Origin of the sequence: Flagellimonas okinawensis (assembly GCF_029194005.1) — a bacterium.
Lineage (GTDB): Bacteria > Bacteroidota > Bacteroidia > Flavobacteriales > Flavobacteriaceae > Flagellimonas > Flagellimonas okinawensis.
The window spans coordinates 307,175-323,987 of sequence record NZ_JARFVA010000001.1 but is presented as its reverse complement, the minus strand read 5'-3'; the positions used below and the strand labels follow the sequence as shown (position 1 = coordinate 323,987).

Sequence of the window (16,813 nt, the reverse complement as noted above, 5' to 3'; positions counted from 1 at the left end):
TAAGGATTTGGGGTTTATCTAAGCTGAAACCGTAATTTTGAGTAGACTTATTATATATTTGTTTGCGATTAACTACATTTATCATAAATTTACGCAAACAGATTTGAGGTGATAGGCCACGATATTTCAGATTATTTATATGAAATCCAAGCTCAAGGCAGGTATTCTGTTAGTCTGCATGAGCTTAGGAAACGCTTTGGCCCCAACGAAAACGCGATAGCCCAAAAACTACACCGTTTAAAAAAGGAGAACAAACTTGCCCAGGTACGAAAGGAATTTTATGTAATTATCCCTCCTCAATATTCCCATATGGGAATATTGCCCACTATCTATTATTTAGATGATATGATGAATTTCCTTAATCGGGAATACTATCTTGGGCTATACTCTGCTGCTGCACTTCATGGCGCAGGACACCAACAGCCGATGCAATCGCAGATTATTATTAAAAAACCGGCACTTAGGGACATCAAGACCAAAAATCAACATTTAAAATTTTTTACGAAAGGTTCTTGGAGGGGCGATTGGTTGGAGCAAAAGAAAACCGATGCCGGATATGTCTTGGTCTCAAGCCCTGAATTGACTGCTGTAGATTTAGTACATTATCATAAGCAAATAGGAGGATTAAATAGAGTGATTCCGGTTCTAGAAGAACTAAGCGAGAATTTTAAGTCGTCAAGAATTTTAGCTATTGCCAAGGAATCATCCCTACCCACCTTACAGCGATTGGGCTATCTATTGGAGCAGTTGTCAGAAACTAAACTTGTAGATAATCTATCCAATTTTTTGAGGGCAAATAAAACCAATACGGCTCCATTATCATTGTCCCACAAAAACAAGAGTGGTTTCATGGATGATAAATGGAACTTGATCATTAATACTGAACTGGATTTTTCATGATACCGAGGAGATATATTACCGAATGGAAAGCAAACGCCCCATGGCCGACAGACGCACAAGTGGAACAGGACTTGGTCATAGAGCGCGCTTTGGTGGCTTTGTTTTCGGACCCTTTTTTAAAGGAGCATGTAGCGTTTCGTGGTGGTACGGCCTTACATAAAATCTATTTGAAACCCCAAGCCCGTTATTCCGAGGATATTGATTTGGTTCAGATAAAGAAGGGCCCCATAAAGCCAATTTTGCAAGCCATAGGAAAGCAGCTTGATTTTTTGGGAACCAAAAGAAACATTAAGCAGAATGTTAATATGAATACGGCGACCTACCGCTTTGAATCTGAAATTCCACCGGTTGTCAACATGAGGTTGAAGATTGAAATCAATACTCGAGAACACTTTACTGTCATGGGCTATACCGAGTTAGAGCATAGTATGGAAAACGGTTGGTTTTCTGGAAGTTGTACCATGAATTCCTTTTCTATTGAGGAGTTGTTGGCCACGAAACTACGAGCATTATATCAACGCAGAAAGGGGCGGGATTTATTCGACTTGAACCATGCAATAAGTCTACTGGATGTTGATACAGATAAATTGATATCTATATACAAGCACTATATGGATTTTTCTAGAGGGCAATCACCAACACAAAAACAGTTCTTGTTAAATATGGATGAAAAAATAGAGGATCCGGATTTTGGAGGTGATATCTATGCGCTGTTAAGGCCCGGCATTGAATATGACCAAAGAAACGCCTACGAGATCATAAAAAAACAACTTCTCTCAAAAATATAGAAATAGTAATTCGGAAGAACGAAAAAAAACAATTTTAAAAACAATTATGAGCCATAGTCTGGCACGGCGAATCGCCAAGAATAAAAGTATGCAGCTTTTTGGTTAGGATAGTGGATGTCCCAACAAATCCCACCATATGCTTTGTGAATACTTCCATAAACGAAAGTCAAGTTTTTTGCGAAAAAAACTTGACTTTTAATTTTTTTGGAACTTAGTTGCTTTGTGTTTGAGTTATGTATAATTATAGGATAATGATATCAAGCATTTTTTGACTTAACTTTTTCTTGGAAACTCAACTTCTTTTTTAACAGTTGCATATCCTCACTGACCCTACGGTTCAATATTTTCGCATAATGTTGTGTGGTTCGAAGTGATTTATGCCCCAGCATTTTACTTACCGATTCGATGGAGACGCCATTGGAAAGTGTTACGGTAGTTGCAAAAGTATGCCTAGCCAAATGTGTGGTCAGGTGTTTGTTGATTCCGCTAAGGTCTGCTATTTCCTTTAAATAGGCATTCATTTTTTGATTGGTCAATACGGGTAGTACCTTTTTATCTACAAGTAAGGAACTGTGCTCGTATTTTTCGAGAATCATCAATGCAGTGGGAAGAACAGGAATGTTACTTTTGGTTTTTGTTTTGGTACGTTTGGTATTTATCCAAAGATCTCCGTCAATCCCTATCACAAAATCATCATGGGTAAGTTTTTTTACGTCTGCATAGGCTAATCCGGTAAAGCAACAGAAAACAAAACAATCCCTTACATGCTCCAATCGCTCATTTGTAAAAGCATGATTCATCAGTCGTTGAAGCTCTTCATCGGTCAGGAATTCCCGCTCAACCGTTTTCAATCGTGCTTTCCAATTGGCAAAGGGGTCTGTTCTGATCCAACCATTGGCATAGGCAATCCTAATGATCTTTTTAAAGTTCACCACATATTTGATGGCCGTGTTATGGCTGCACTTTCTTTTTGTCTTTAGATAATATTCGAAACCAGAAATAAAGGAATGGTCTACATCCACGACTGGAACATCTTTCTTTCGAAGCTCGTTCTGTAAATATTCGGCCAAATGACTTTTTGCGGTTTTGTATCGTTCTGCTGTACCTGGAGCAAAATCTTTCCCAACTAATTTTTCAACCCTGTCATTGTGCTCTTGAAATATTTCCAATAACATTTTTGAGGGCTTATCGACACCTAGGTAAGAATTTTTAAGTGAAACAGCGGTCAATGGTCGGCCCTTGTCTTTCAATTTATCCGCATGCCGAAACAGGTCGGTACGTATTTTCATTAATTGCGAATTCAGTTGACGTACTTCTTGCGAGAACCCCAACACCTTTCCATTTGTGGCATCCCAAGTGTTGGGATAAATTTTGCGACCTGTGCTGAATTCGGAACGCTTTCCATTTACAGTGATTCTGATATAGATCATTGCCCGACCTACTTTGTCGGTTTTGTGCTTTTTGATGTAGAATAAGAGAGATAACATAAAAGGGACACCTATTTTAACATTATTTACCTTGAATTTAGTAAAAAAATATTAAAAAATAATCCCTGTAATATGTTGATTAACAATATTTTAAATGGTATTAGGTGTCCCTTTTTGGTAAGATTACAGGTGACACCGAATTGGGCACCTATTAGGATGAAAATAAATGATATCATTTGATATCAAAAAAAATAAAAACCCTGTAAATCAATAATTTACAGGGTTTCTTGTTTTGAGATGATGTCTCTCAGCGGAGGAAGAGGGATTCGAACCCCCGGAGGTGTGACCCTCAACAGTTTTCAAGACTGCCGCATTCGACCACTCTGCCATTCCTCCTAAGCGGGTGCAAATATATAAAGCTTTTTCTTTTCCCAAAAGACCTTTTTGCTTTATTGTTAAAATAAATTTGTAGCACAGGGCCATAAAAATCTTAATCCAAACTTTGTACTGTTCCATAGGCCTGTTCAAAACAATCGTCATACCTTTGTTTTATGCTAGAATGGTATCACTATTTGCTTTTGGTAGCTGTAGGTTTTGCAGTCGGATTTATAAATACAGTGGCAGGCGGTGGTTCCCTTCTGTCCCTTCCTACACTTATATTTTTGGGCTTGCCGCCCGCAGTGGCCAACGGAACCAATCGTGTGGCCATTGTTATTCAAACCGCTATGGCTACTGCTGGTTTTAAGAGCAAGGGAATATCTACCTATCCGTTTAATATTTACTTGGGAATTTCGGCCTTTTTTGGAGCTATAATCGGCGCATATATTGCAGTGGATATAGACGGGGAGACCTTTAACAGGATTTTGGCCATAGTAATGATTGCTGTAGTGCTCATCATTATTTTTAAACCTAAAATGAGGTTGGAAGAAATTCAGGAACGACTCACAGGGAAATATCTTTGGGTGGCTTTGATTGCGTTTTTCTTTTTTGGAATTTACGGAGGATTCATAAATGCGGGACTAGGATTTATAATGATGCTTTTTCTGCATTATTTTAACCAAATGAATTTGGTAAGGTCCAATGCCACTAAAGTGGCCGTGGTTTTTGTTTATATGTTGGCGGCCCTGGCCGTTTTTGCATTTAACGATAAAATTGATTGGAAAATGGGGTTCATCTTGGCCATAGGCAATGGTTCAGGTGCTTGGTTTGCCAGTAGGTTCTCCGTGAAAAAGGGAGACGGATTCATAAAAACATTTTTAGTAATAGCTGTAGTTTTAATGGCCATTAAACTATGGTTCTTTTAAATTGATAGTATTATGCCGGGATTTGAGCTTTTTGGAGATAAGGAAAGAAAAGAAGTACAAGATGTTATGGACTCTGGGGTCTTGATGCGATATGGGTTCGATGGAATGCGCAAGGGACATTGGAAAACACAGGAGCTTGAAGCTGGATTGTCCCAGCGTATGAAGACCAAGTATGCCCACGCAGTAAGTAGTGGAACAGCCGCTTTAACGGTTGCGTTGGCCAGTGCAGGTATTGGAGCTGGGGATGAGGTCATCATGCCCACTTTTACCTTTGTAGCTAGTTTTGAATCTATTTTAGCCCTCGGTGCAGTACCTGTCCTAGTGAATATCGATGATACTCTGACTCTTGACCCTGATGCTGTTGAAAAAGCTATCACTCCAAATACCAAAGTGGTGATGCCCGTCCATATGTGTGGCTCTATGGCTAATTTGGAAGCCTTAAAAGCCATTTGTGACAAGTATGGCCTATTGTTGCTGGAAGATGCCTGTCAGGCCATTGGAGGCAGCTATAAAGGCAAACCATTGGGAAGTATTGGTGACTTGGGATGTTTTTCTTTCGATTATGTAAAAACCATTACTTGTGGTGAAGGTGGTGCGGTAATTACAAATAATAAATCCTATTATGAAAATGCTCACAAGTATTCCGATCATGGTCACGACCATATCGGCAATAATAGGGGAGCAGAAGAACATCCATTTTTAGGGTACAATTTTAGAATTTCGGAAATGAATGCTGCCGTTGGAGTTGCCCAACTCGCTCGCTTAGATGAGTTTTTGGCCATTCAAAAGCGAAACTATACAGTATTGCGAGAGGCCTTGTCCAGTATTCCTGAAGTTCTGTTCAGAACTGTCCCACAAGGAGGAGAGGAGAACTATTCTTTTTTAAACTTCTTTTTGCCAACCGAGGATTTGGCACAAAAGGCCCAACAAGCACTAAGCGATACCGGTGTGGATGCATGTTTTTATTGGTACAACAACAACTGGCATTACTATAAAAAGTGGGAACATTTGACAGAAATGAAATCTTTGGGAAAGTTGCCAAAAGATGTTCAGGAATCTATGCCCGATTACAGTAAGACAGATTTCTCGCAATCCGATAAATGGATGTCCAGAAATATTTCGTGCCTCATAAAATTGGGGTGGTCCGAGGATGATGTAGCCGCGAGAGCCAGTACAATGGTCGAGGGAATTAAGTCCGTGCTTTAATAATTCACATACTCCACAATCTCAAGGCCATACCCTACCATGCCTACACGTCGGGTTTGTCCTGAATTTGTCAATAATCGGATTTTGGAGATATTAATATCATGAAGGATTTGAGCGCCTATACCAAAATCTTTATTGTCCATTTCTACCTTGGGTGCTTTGGTAACCCCTTCACCCTGTAGTTTTTTGAACTCGGATAACCTGTTCAATAAGTTCATGGACTGATTACCTTGATTAATAAAGATCATAGCACTGTTTTCTTCTGCATTAAGCGCATCGAACATGCGTTGGAGACCTTCATCCGGATTATTGGTCAGTGTTCCCAGAATATCATTGTTGACCAAAGTAGAGTTGATACGTGTAAGTACAGGTTCCCCGGTTTTCCAGTTGCCCCTTAACAAAGCAATGTGTACTTGGTCGTTTGTAGTTTGCTTGTAAGCTCGGAGTCTAAACTGACCAAATCTGGTCTGAATGGTGAAAGCTTCCTTTAACTCGATCAAGCTATCGTGTTCCATACGATACGCAATCAAGTCCTCGATGGAAACAATTTTTAGGTCAAACTTTTTTGCCACTTCCATTAACTGGGGCAAACGCGCCATGGAACCATCTTCGTTCATGATTTCCACTATAACTCCAGCAGGTTCCAATCCTGCCAAACGTGCAAAATCGATGGCCGCCTCCGTATGTCCGGTTCGGCGAAGAACCCCGCCTTCTTTGGCAATTAAAGGAAAAATATGTCCAGGCCTTGCCAATTCATGGGGTTTAGTGGCGTAATCGGTTAGCGCAAGCACGGTTTTGGCCCTGTCACCTGCAGAAATGCCAGTGGTAACTCCTTTTCCTCTTAGATCAACGGAAACTGTAAAGGCGGTTTCCAATGGGTCTGTATTGTGAGTCACCATTTTGTGCAGACCCAAATCCTTGCAACGCCCTTCGGTAAGTGGTGCACAAATAAGACCACGGCCATGGGTGGCCATAAAATTAATGGTCTCGGGAGTAATCAACTCGGCAGCAGCCAAGAAATCACCTTCGTTTTCCCTGTTCTCATCATCGACCACAATAATAACTTTACCATCTCGTATATCGGCAATGGCTTCTTCTATGGCGTTCAATTGAATTTTTTTATCCTTGGCGATCATTGGCCCTCTGCTTCTTTTTCTTTCTTTTTAAATAATGATTTGATACGGTCAATAAAGTGTCCAAATCCAATTAATCCTTTATCCGCTGTTGCTCTTCTAGTGAGTGATATGCCCAAGGGCAACATAATCAGGGTAGGCAGCCATGCGCCTAAAGCTGGATGTATATTTCCTTCTTTGGCGTAGTTCCCGGCAAATACTCCGATAAAGTAATAGGTCAAAAATAAGATAATGGCAACTACCATGGGTAGTCCCAGTCCACCTTTTCGTATAATCGCACCTAACGGAGCACCTACAAAAAATAGGATAATACAAGATAGCGCAAGGGCATATTTTTGATGAAGGGATAGTATATGGCTATTGTAGAACTTGTATCTGCTCTGTAGTTCGTTTTTCTTGGATTCCACCGTGTTAAGAATACTGGTCACATCGTTCTGGGCCTTTTTCATTACTTGGATTTGTTCCCATTGTTCCAAGCTTGCCATAAAATCATCTGCACTTTTTATAGAATCCGATTGCGCGACTTTATCCTCGACCTTCTTTTTGATTTCAATTCTTTCTAGCTCTTTGTTTGTGCTATCTGGAACAATGGCTATGGGGAAAGCTCCCATTCGATTGATCACATTTTTAGAAAAAGCGGTCACCTTTTCAAGATTATTGTCCCTCAAGGAATCAATATCTTTTATAAGACGACTAACGTTTTTCATTTTGTTGGTTGTGATGTTTTGATCCTCTTCCAAATCTTGCTCGTTGAGCTCGGATATATCGATATTGATGGTGTAGGTGTCAAACTCGGATTTGGCAAAGGGTTGTTTGCGTCGTTCTTTGGAATCCTTTGGCATTACTTCTTCATAGTAATTGCCATCTTTTAAAACCAATTGAATTATATCGGAATCTTCGCTACTTATCAATTCGCCAGACTTGGCCTTGATCACCGTATTGTTTATGTTCTGATTTGTTTTTTTATGTATGATAACATTATCCAAAAAACGGTCTTGTTCGCCGTATTTTTTGTCCACTTTAATGTTCATTCCCTCACCGGTTCCTTCAAAATCACTGAAAACACCTTCCGTTATGGCCGCTGCTGGTTTAACTTTGGCTATGTTCCTTCTTAAATTGAACATTTTTTGTTCAGATTTTGGAATCACGTCATTTGCGAAAAAGAAGGTGACCAATCCGAGAAACAATACAAAAACTATTAGACTTCGCATACCACGTTGAAGCGATATGCCGGAAGCTTTCATAGCGGCAAACTCGTAGTTTTCGGCAAAAGTACCAAAGGTAAGGATGGAGGAGAGGAGTACCGTAAGTGGCAATACCTTGTCCACCAGTGTCGGGATAAAGTAGAAAATAAACTTGCCAATAATTACCATGCCCAGCCCTTTTCCCGCTAAATCATCGATGAACAGCCATATCCCTTGAAAGATGAATATGACGATCAGGATGAAAAAAGAACTGAAGAAGTTGTAAAGAAATCTTCTTAGTATATACTGATCAAGTATTTTCAATGCCTAGTTTCTTATAATATAGTACCCTTTGTCCTCGTACTTTTTCTCGTCAAAGGTAAACAGAGTACTTGATATGGGCTGATTGGTTTTGAAAGAATTAACGGTAATGGTGGTTTTGGTACCATTGTTTCCCGTTTGGATCAGTTTATAGATGTGTTTTGTTTGTGTGTCTATTCCGAGCAGCACAGACTTGATTTCAGTATTGGAGTCGATCGGAATCAATTTTACATACTGGATTTTTCTACCGCCTACATTTTGAAGAATGTCCCATTGATAGTTATGTCCCGTTTTGTAAAAAGTCAACATTTTGGATGGGCTTACGTTGTCGTTGTCCTCATTTACATCTTCAATGGTTACTTCTTCGTTTTCGGGTACAACGGTATATACTTTTTTGCCATCGTACATTTGTTTGGCTCCGAAATAGTTGAGTAAATATTTCTCGCCATCCAGCGTAACGTTGCCATTGGTCTCTTGCTTTAAATTGGCTTCGGTATTTTCCAAGGTAGATTGGAAATCAATATAAATATTGTCGTAACTCTGTACCTTATTGTATACTTCGTCCAATAAAGCCTTGGCCTTATCTGAGTTCTGTCCGTAGGAAGATAATCCAACAACAAACAATGCTATTAAAAGAATACTTTTCTTGATCATGTTCTTATTTTGCTTCATTTTCTAATAGTTGATCTAAGGAATACATGTCAGGGACCAAAACTTGCCGTGCCTTACTGCCTTCAAAAGGCCCAACAATTCCAGCTGCTTCCAATTGGTCTATGATCCGACCGGCCCTGTTGTACCCCAATTTTAATTTTCTTTGTATCAAGGATGCCGAACCTTGTTGCGCGGTTACAATAACTTCCGCTGCTTCTCGGAACATAGCATCTCTATCCGCGATATCATTATCAAGACTTGTGCCAGATTCTTCACCAACATACTCTGGCAGTAGGTGGGCTTCTGGATAAGCTCGTTGCGACCCAATATAGTCTGTAATTTTAGCAACTTCCGGAGTATCCACAAAGGCGCATTGCAGTCGTGTCACATCATTTCCTTGGGTATATAGCATATCACCTCTACCGATAAGTTGGTCGGCCCCCTGTGCGTCCAAAATGGTTCTCGAATCAATCTTTGAGGTTACCCTAAACGCTATTCTCGCCGGGAAGTTGGCCTTGATGATACCTGTGATCACATTTACCGAAGGTCTTTGTGTAGCGATGATCAAATGGATACCAATGGCACGGGCCAATTGCGCCAATCTTGCTATTGGGGTTTCCACTTCCTTGCCTGCTGTCATGATCAGGTCGGCGAATTCATCTATTACCAAAACGATATAGGGTAAAAACTTGTGCCCATCGTTCGGGTTTAATTTCCTTGCCTTAAATTTGGCATTATACTCTTTAATATTTCGGACCATTGCTGTTTTAAGCAGCTCGTAACGGTTGTCCATTTCAATACATAGGGAATTCAATGTATTGATTACTTTGGTGTTATCCGTGATAATGGCTTCTTCGGAGTCTGGCAGTTTTGCCAAAAAGTGACGTTCAATTTTATTGTAAAGCGTCAATTCCACTTTTTTGGGATCGACCAATATAAACTTAACCTCTGCTGGGTGTTTTTTATACAGTAGCGAACTGATCACCGCATTCAATCCTACGGATTTACCTTGTCCGGTAGCACCAGCCATAAGCATGTGCGGCATTTTGGCCAAATCCACTACAAAAGTCTCGTTACTGATGGTCTTTCCGAAAGCAATCGGCAATTCCATCTCCGCCTTTTGGAATTTGTTGGAGGCGATTACCGAACGCATGGAAACAATGGTCGCATTCTTGTTTGGAACCTCTATACCTACTGTTCCTTTGCCAGGAATAGGGGCAATTATACGGATGCCTAGTGCCGCTAGGGACAAAGCAATGTCGTCTTCCAAGTTTTTGATTTTGGAAATACGGATACCTGCTTCGGGTACAATTTCGTAAAGGGTTACCGTTGGACCGATGGTCGCTTTGATTTGGGCAATCCCGATTTTATAGTTTTTGAGGGTGCTTACAATTCGGTTTTTGTTTTCCTCGAGCTCTTCTTGATTGATGGTAATTCCGCCAGAAGCACCATGAGCCTCCAAAAGGTCCAAGGTTGGGAATTTGTAATTGCCCAATTCCAATTTTGGGTCGAATTCTCCAAAATCCTCTACCAGTTTCGCAGCTTTTGCGTCGGTTTCTTCTTCCTCAACAGGAGTTTCCTCTACTTTCAGTGCGATGTCCGACTCCTCTTCCTCGGGAATGTTGACATCTAGCCCTGCTTCATCCAGTGGAGGAATGTCTTTTTTATGGGTATAGGTGTCAATTTTTTCTGGAACGGAATCTTCCGTGCTTAAAGCTATACTTCCTTCCTCGTCAGTAACGACAGATTCTTTAGGGGTTTCAGGTGATTGATTTTCGTTGAAGTCCGACTTGATTTTTTGTTTTTGCCTTTTAAAGAAATTGGCAAATCCTTCGGGAGTGAAATTGAACAATTGTACCAAAATCACCATCAAAACAAATATGAGAATCAGGAACACCCCGATCTTTCCAGTGTAATCTTGGAGGAAATCATTCATCTCATAACCGATAAGTCCACCTAAAAGTGGAAAATCGGCAGCGAAAAAACCTAGGGCCACAGAGCCCCAAATAACACCAACGAGCCCCCAAATCCATTTGGATACCAAGCGTTTTCCGTTTAAACCCAGAAACAGGTAAAGTCCTGTTATGGCCAATAGAAAAGGAAAAGCAAAAGAAGCAAGACCAAAGCCCTTGTACATAAAAAAGTGGCTGACACTTGCCCCGAATTTGTTCAATAAATTACTGGCTTGGGCATTACGGTCCGCGAATTGGGACAACATACTTTGATCTTCCTGCCATGTGAAATAAAAGGACATGAAAGAGAAGAAAAGCGCAATGCTGAGAACAATCAAAAGGCTACCGAATATTATCTTGTTCTGCTTGGATGGCTTTAACGAAAGCTTCTTTTTAGCAGTTGCGGTAGTTTTTTTTGATTTGGATTTTGTTCTTTTTTTGGCCATTAATCGTTTTTAAGCGGGGCTAAGTTACAAATTTACGTTGCTACTCGGGTTCTTGGATTTTACTAAAAAATCTTAGGTATATAAATGATCAGTCCAATGATACTTGCGATGATCGATACTATCATAACGGCTCCTGCTGAAATATCTTTTATCAATCCTATCTTGGGGTCCAGATTAGGTTGGATGTAGTCGCAGATTTTTTCGATTGCGGTATTTACAGCTTCTATGCCCATTACCAATCCTATGGCCAAAAGCTGAAACATCCATTCCGTTGCCGTTATTTCGAAATAGAATCCAAATACCGTGACAATCAAGGCAATGCACAATTGAATTTTTATGCTGGATTCCGTGCGCATTAGGAGAAACATGCCCTTAAGGGCATATCCCACACTTTTTATCCTATTCTGAAGAAAAGATTCTTTGGGCATTAAAATGCTTCAAGTAAGTTTTGACAATGGTTTTCGCTCTCAAAATGGAGCAGGCTCAGTGCCAAAAATACTCAAAAAAAAACCTTCCCAAAGTATGTTATGGGAAGGTTCTTAAAACTTATTTGTTTTAAAGTATCGCTACTTGTCGATTGAGCCGAGTACCCTGGACATAAAACCATTAAGTGCCTCTTTTTTAGACGCTCCATTCTTGATTTCGTTGGATACTTCGAGAGCTCCATAAATATTGGAAATCAACTCCCCGATCATATCCAGTTCCTCATCCTTAAGACTGGAAACCTCGCAGACACTTTCTAGCGTATCGGCTGTTTCCTGTAAATAGTCTTCATCATGCTCTTCGGCAAAATTGACCAATTGTTTAATTATGGGCAACTTCATTGATCAAGTCTTTTAAAACATCATATTTATTGGTCTGCACCTGATTTTTTAAAGCCCCTTTGGAAAAAGTGGCAAAAGTGGGTAAATTGTCCACATTGGCCAATTTTCTGGATTCCGGGAATTTTTCAGCATCGACCATTACAAACTTTAAGTTCTCGTTCAAGGATGCTTCCTTTTTAAACTTAGGTTTCATGATTCTGCAGTTACCGCACCAAGATGCGCTATACTGTACCACAACATTATCGTTGTTCGCTATAACTTCGCTTAAGTTGTCTTTATCCAATTCTACAACCATGGCAAATTAATTTACGTGGTTAGCCAAATAATCGGATACACCAGCTCTGTCAGCACTCATGGCCTCTTTGCCTTCTTCCCAGTTGGCTGGACAAACCTCTCCTTTTTCCTGTACGTGTGTGTAGGCATCTACCAAACGTAAAAACTCCTTTACGTTTCTTCCCAATGGCATGTGGTTGATGCTTTCGTGGAATACAGTTCCCTCTTCATCGATTAGGTAAGTGGCTCTATAGGTTACATTGTCCCCTTCCACCATAACAGTGTTGGTTTCCTCATTGAAATCCTCCTTCATGATATCCAAGATGCCTAGAGCTGTAGCCAAGTTTCTATTGCTATCGGAAACGATAGGGTAGGTTACACCTTCAATTCCTCCGTTATCCTTTTCTGTGTTCAACCATGCAAAATGTACTTCGGCAGTATCGCAGGACGCTCCAATAACAATGGTGTTTCTCTTTTCAAATTCGCTTAGGTTTTGTTGAAAAGCAAAAAGCTCGGTCGGGCAAACAAAAGTGAAATCTTTTGGGTACCAGAACAACAATACTTTCTTGTTTTCGGCTTTGGCTTTCTCTAAAATGTTGATTTTGAAAGTGTCGCCCATTTCATCGATGGCGTTTACTTCAATGTTTGGAAATTTTCTTCCTACTAAAGTCATTTATTGGATTTTTTTAGAATTTTGAGAAGCAAAAATACAGTGGTTTTTCGTGTTTTAATAAACGAAAAATTAGTATTTCTTATGGCTTGATAAGCTGTGACTATGCCATAAAAATCAACCGTCATTATTGAGGTTGTGATAAAATTGAACATCAAATTTCACCAACTTCTCAAATAATTAAAGAATGCTAAAAAAGTAGATTGAAAATTTATTGAGCGGTTGTTGTGGCCAGTTGTTTAATCTTAATTCGGAAAGCCGCAAAAAGCAGTGTCATAATAGGACTCAACCAATTAAAAACGGCATAAAGTGCATATTCGCCCACGCCTACGCCGAGCACGCCGCTATGGTAGGCTCCACAAGTGTTCCAAGGCACCAAAACGGAGGTCACGGTTCCTGAATCCTCCAATGATCTACTAAGATTTTCTGGAGCAAGTCCACGTTCCTCGTATGCCTTGGAAAACATTTTACCTGGAACAACAATCGCCAAATATTGGTCCGATGCGGTTACGTTCAAGGCCAAACAACTTCCAACGGTGCTTGCGAAAAGTCCAAAAGTGGTCTTGGCTAATTTTAAAAGCGATTCGGTGATGCGTTCCAAAGCTCCGATACCATCCATAATGCCACCGAATACCATGGCACAAACAATCAACCAAATGGTGCCGAGCATTCCTGCCATTCCTCCAGAAGAGAACAAGTCGTTAAGTGCTGGGTCGTCTGTTGCGATGGCTGTATCAACGGTAATGGCATTTAAAATGCCTTTGTAACCTGATTCAAAATTCAAAGCGGTTCCCCCTCCAATATTGGCGACAATTTCCGGTTGAAAAATAAGTGCGAAAACTCCACCTAACAAGGTCCCGATCAAAAGAGCCATTAATGGTGGTGCTTTTTTTACGATTAGTCCAATTACCACTAAAGGGACAATAAACAGCCAACCGTTTATATTAAAGGTAGACCCAATATTTTCAAGAAGTGCACTTGTATCTGCCACTCCAGAAGTGTCAATAGTAAAACCAAGAATAATAAATACAATCAAGGTCACAATAATGGTCGGAACCGTGGTGTAGGTCATGTAACGAATGTGGGAAAACAAATCCCCGCCAGCCATGGCAGGAGCCAAGTTAGTGGTATCGCTCAAAGGAGACATTTTGTCTCCAAAGTAAGCCCCGGAAAGTACAGCTCCGGCTGTCATCCCCAACGAAATGCCCAAAGCATCACCAATACCGATAAGCGCAATCCCAACAGTTGCGGCAGTAGTCCAGCTACTTCCTGTTGCAATAGAAATTATAGCGCAAATCACAACACTGGCCGCCAAAAATATTGTGGGATTCAATATTTGAAGTCCGTAATAGATCATGGCAGGAATAATACCGCTAACCAACCAAGTTCCCGATAGGGCACCTACCATTAATAGAATAAGCAATGCACCAGTTGTGGACTTTACATTTTCGGCCACTTCGGCAATCATTCGTTTGTAGGAAACCTTATTGAAAATGCCAACAATGGCAGCTACCGCACCACCCATTAAAAGAATAAATTGATTGGAACCGCTTAGGGCATCATCCCCAAAAACATAAACATTGTAGGCCAACATGGCAACCAGGGCAAAAACGGGTATAAGCGCTTCTGCAATGGTCAAATCTTTATTTTCTACAATGTGTTCGTCTTCCCTAAACTTTGGTTTCTCCTTTTTATTCGGCATTTGGTCTGAGTTTGTTAGAAGGTAATATTACGATTTTGCACCATGTTGTGCAAACCTCGCTCAACTACCATTTATGCCAAACTTTTATCGGGAGACAAAATATCCAGCATCTCCATACACTTCCGCATAGTCGTATAGGTTTTATGGATATCGTTGTCCAGACCAATGGAAAAACGGATAAGTCCTTGAGAAAGACCCAGTTCTTTTTGTTCCTCTTCTGGAATCTCAGATGATGTGGATGTCCCGGAAGCGCTAAATAGCGTTTTGTAGAATCCGAGACTAACGGCCAAATAACCCAATTTCTCTTTTTGCATTAATTCCATTAGAGCATTGGCTCTTTCAACGGAACCTACATCCAGGGTAAGCATGCCGCCAAAACCATATTCTGGGTTCATTTGGGACTTTATCAAAGTATGGCCAGAATGACTTTCCAATCCGGGGTATACTACTTTTAATCCATCCTTTTCGAATTCTGTAGCCAAATAATGGGCGTTTTCACTGTGCTTTTTAATGCGGATGTGTAGTGTTCTCATATTCTTTAATATGGAAGCGGCACGTAAACTATCCAATGTGCTCCCCAAGAGCATTCCGGCTCCGTTGTTTACATCTTTAAGACTCAAACAGAAATCGGTAGAGGCACAAACTGCTCCTGCAACACAATCACTGCTACCGTTAATGAATTTGGTAAGGCTGTGGACCACAATATCGGCTCCCAATTGGGCGGCACTTATCGTTAAGGGAGAAAAAGTGTTGTCCACTACCAGCGGCATATCATTTTTCTTGGCGATTTTTGATAGTGATGGGATATCGGCGATTTCCAACAAAGGATTGCTGACCGCTTCACAATATATCATCTTGGTTTTGGGTGTGATGGAATTTGTGACCATTTCCAAATTGGTAATGTCCACAAAAGAAACATCAATATTGAATTTCTTCACAAAGTTCTTTAGGAAAGCATAGGTCCCACCATAAATTGTCCTACTACATACAATGTGGTCTCCCGAATCGCACAGTTGAAGAATCACAGCGGTTATAGCACCCATTCCACTGGCATATACATTCGCGGACTCTGTTCCTTCCAATTGGGCCATGGCCTCACCTAAATAGAGGTTAGAAGGGGAAGAGTGGCGGCTGTACAAATAGCAGCCTTCCGTGTTTCCTTCGAAAGTGTCGAACATGGTCTTTGCTGACAGGAAAGTGTAAGTTGATGAATCTGATATTGAAGGGTTTACACCTCCGAATTCACCAAAGTATTGAAGGTCTTGTATGTGTTCTGATGCTTTATAATCCATAATGTACCGTTTTTAGTAAAACTATACATCTATAGACATAAAATCAATAGAAGTGATTTAATAAAGAACAATAGTCTTTATTATTAAATTTATTAGGAATAAATTCATTAAATTGTTGATTTAACTGGATTGACTAGAAAATTCGTCGGTATGAAATTGGATAAAGTAGACATAGAATTGATCAGATTACTCCAAAAGGATAGTAAAAAAACTACCAAACAATATGCGGATGCTTTGCATTTGTCCAAAACTGCAGTTTATGAACGCATTAAGCGTTTGGAGCGCAATGGAGTGATAACCCAATACACCGCTCTGGTGGACAAAATAAAGGTGGGACGCGATTTTATGGTACTCTGCCAAATAAGATTGGTGCAACATACCAAGGAGAATGTTTTAAAGTTTGAGCGGGAGGTACTGCAATTGGACGAGGTTTCCGAATGCTTTCACGTAGGCGGTGATTACGATTATATCTTAAAGATTTTTGTAAAGGATATGAAGAGTTACCGGGAGTTCATGGTAACCAAACTTACGGCCATAGCCAACATCGGGAATACCCAAAGCTCTTTTGTGATCAATGAGGTAAAGAATAGCCCATCCGTTCATATCTAATGTGCAATTAACAATTAACAATTGACAATGACCAATATTATCACTCATTAAGACAACTAGAAATCCAACCACCCAAAAATCAAACAATCCACTGCACTATTAACCTAACAATCCAACATAATTCCTTGGTA

Annotated in this window: 16 protein-coding genes and 1 tRNA gene; 5 read left to right on the top strand and 12 right to left on the bottom strand. The window is 40.3% G+C overall.

Translation table 11 applies throughout. The features are described 5' to 3' along the window. The first annotated feature begins 108 nt into the window (after positions 1-108). Together PY091_RS01520 and PY091_RS01515 are read left to right on the top strand one after the other, a co-directional pair. Complete coding sequence (locus tag PY091_RS01520; protein WP_275647988.1) at positions 109-900, top strand: type IV toxin-antitoxin system AbiEi family antitoxin domain-containing protein; 792 nt, start codon at positions 109-111, stop codon at positions 898-900. Next, on the top strand, positions 897-1,688 hold the full coding sequence (locus PY091_RS01515; protein WP_275647987.1) for a nucleotidyl transferase AbiEii/AbiGii toxin family protein: 792 nt from the start codon (positions 897-899) through the stop codon (positions 1,686-1,688). Before PY091_RS01520 ends, PY091_RS01515 begins: the two co-directional genes overlap by 4 nt. A 257-nt stretch (positions 1,689-1,945) precedes the next feature. Here PY091_RS01515 and PY091_RS01510 read toward each other — a convergent pair whose 3' ends face one another. Both PY091_RS01510 and PY091_RS01505 read right to left on the bottom strand, forming a co-directional pair. Further along, positions 1,946-3,175, bottom strand: a complete 1,230-nt coding sequence (locus tag PY091_RS01510) for a site-specific integrase (RefSeq protein WP_207026704.1) — start codon at positions 3,173-3,175, stop codon at positions 1,946-1,948. Positions 3,176-3,426: 251 nt separating this feature from the next. After that, positions 3,427-3,511 (bottom strand) — tRNA-Ser (locus PY091_RS01505). Between the two features lie 155 nt (positions 3,512-3,666). Between PY091_RS01505 and PY091_RS01500 the strand changes: the two genes are divergently transcribed. Both PY091_RS01500 and PY091_RS01495 read left to right on the top strand, forming a co-directional pair. Further along, positions 3,667-4,419 carry a sulfite exporter TauE/SafE family protein gene (locus PY091_RS01500; protein ID WP_275647986.1) on the top strand — a complete coding sequence of 251 codons (753 nt, stop codon included), beginning with the start codon at positions 3,667-3,669 and terminating at the stop codon, positions 4,417-4,419. Between the two features lie 12 nt (positions 4,420-4,431). Continuing rightward, on the top strand, positions 4,432-5,625 hold the full coding sequence (locus tag PY091_RS01495) for a DegT/DnrJ/EryC1/StrS family aminotransferase (RefSeq protein ID WP_275647985.1): 1,194 nt from the start codon (positions 4,432-4,434) through the stop codon (positions 5,623-5,625). On the opposite strand, the gene ribB is transcribed toward PY091_RS01495, so the two are convergent. The 10 genes from ribB to PY091_RS01445 form a co-directional block, all read right to left on the bottom strand. Next, on the bottom strand, positions 5,622-6,761 hold the full coding sequence (ribB, locus tag PY091_RS01490; protein WP_275647984.1) for a 3,4-dihydroxy-2-butanone-4-phosphate synthase: 1,140 nt from the start codon (positions 6,759-6,761) through the stop codon (positions 5,622-5,624). The genes PY091_RS01495 and ribB overlap by 4 nt on opposite strands. Next, positions 6,758-8,266 carry an LptF/LptG family permease gene (locus PY091_RS01485; RefSeq protein WP_275647983.1) on the bottom strand — a complete coding sequence of 503 codons (1,509 nt, stop codon included), beginning with the start codon at positions 8,264-8,266 and terminating at the stop codon, positions 6,758-6,760. The genes ribB and PY091_RS01485 overlap by 4 nt, the downstream gene beginning before the upstream one ends. Positions 8,267-8,269: 3 nt before the next feature. Further along, positions 8,270-8,917 carry an outer membrane lipoprotein periplasmic chaperone LolA1 gene (lolA1, locus tag PY091_RS01480; RefSeq protein ID WP_275648759.1) on the bottom strand — a complete coding sequence of 216 codons (648 nt, stop codon included), beginning with the start codon at positions 8,915-8,917 and terminating at the stop codon, positions 8,270-8,272. Between the two features lie 4 nt (positions 8,918-8,921). Next, a complete protein-coding gene (locus PY091_RS01475) occupies positions 8,922-11,312 on the bottom strand; it encodes a DNA translocase FtsK (protein WP_275647982.1) in 2,391 nt (796 codons plus the stop codon). Positions 11,313-11,374: 62 nt separating this feature from the next. Continuing rightward, complete coding sequence (locus PY091_RS01470) at positions 11,375-11,740, bottom strand: diacylglycerol kinase family protein (protein WP_275647981.1); 366 nt, start codon at positions 11,738-11,740, stop codon at positions 11,375-11,377. Between the two features lie 138 nt (positions 11,741-11,878). Then, positions 11,879-12,136 carry a DUF6952 family protein gene (locus tag PY091_RS01465; RefSeq protein WP_275647980.1) on the bottom strand — a complete coding sequence of 86 codons (258 nt, stop codon included), beginning with the start codon at positions 12,134-12,136 and terminating at the stop codon, positions 11,879-11,881. After that, on the bottom strand, positions 12,117-12,431 hold the full coding sequence (locus PY091_RS01460; protein WP_275647979.1) for a thioredoxin family protein: 315 nt from the start codon (positions 12,429-12,431) through the stop codon (positions 12,117-12,119). Before PY091_RS01460 ends, PY091_RS01465 begins: the two co-directional genes overlap by 20 nt. 6 nt (positions 12,432-12,437) lie before the next feature. After that, the gene (locus tag PY091_RS01455) at positions 12,438-13,082 is read right to left on the bottom strand and encodes a peroxiredoxin (RefSeq protein ID WP_275647978.1); all 645 of its coding nucleotides are present in this window, start codon (positions 13,080-13,082) and stop codon (positions 12,438-12,440) included. Between the two features lie 208 nt (positions 13,083-13,290). Further along, on the bottom strand, positions 13,291-14,781 hold the full coding sequence (gene nhaC, locus PY091_RS01450; protein WP_275647977.1) for a Na+/H+ antiporter NhaC: 1,491 nt from the start codon (positions 14,779-14,781) through the stop codon (positions 13,291-13,293). A 71-nt stretch (positions 14,782-14,852) separates the two neighbouring features. Further along, entirely contained in the window at positions 14,853-16,073 is a 1,221-nt protein-coding gene (locus tag PY091_RS01445) for an aminotransferase class I/II-fold pyridoxal phosphate-dependent enzyme (RefSeq protein ID WP_275647976.1), read from the bottom strand. Between the two features lie 150 nt (positions 16,074-16,223). Here PY091_RS01445 and PY091_RS01440 point away from each other — a divergent pair, with 150 nt between their 5' ends. Continuing rightward, positions 16,224-16,682: an Lrp/AsnC family transcriptional regulator gene (locus PY091_RS01440; protein WP_275647975.1), complete on the top strand. Its 459-nt coding sequence runs from the start codon at positions 16,224-16,226 to the stop codon at positions 16,680-16,682. Positions 16,683-16,813: the final 131 nt, after the last annotated feature.